Source organism: Streptococcus mitis (genome assembly GCF_002096925.1).
GTDB classification, from domain to species: Bacteria; Bacillota; Bacilli; order Lactobacillales; family Streptococcaceae; genus Streptococcus; species Streptococcus mitis_AF.
In genome coordinates this window covers 1-245 of sequence record NZ_NCVN01000066.1, presented here as the reverse complement: position 1 = coordinate 245, position 245 = coordinate 1, and the positions used below count along the sequence as shown (strand labels likewise).

Below are 245 nucleotides of genomic sequence, written 5' to 3'. Positions count from 1 at the left end.
CTTGCGCTTGTTGAAGCTGATGTACTTGCTGATGTACTTGCGCTTGTTGAAGCCGACGTACTTGCTGATGTACTTGCACTTGTTGAAGCTGATGTACTTGCTGACGTACTTGCGCTTGTTGAAGCTGATGTACTTGCTGACGTACTTGCACTTGTTGAGGCTGACGTGCTAGCTGAAGTGCTTGCTGAAGTACTTGCGCTTGTTGAGGCTGACGTACTTGCTGAAGTACTTGCGCTTGTTGAAGC

At 48.2% G+C, this 245-nt stretch carries 1 protein-coding gene; it reads left to right on the top strand.

Features of this window, described 5'->3' with window-relative positions; genetic code table 11:
• Positions 1 to 245, top strand: a 245-nt coding sequence (locus tag B7692_RS11135) for a hypothetical protein (protein ID WP_192855492.1), incomplete at both ends; no start/stop codon positions are given.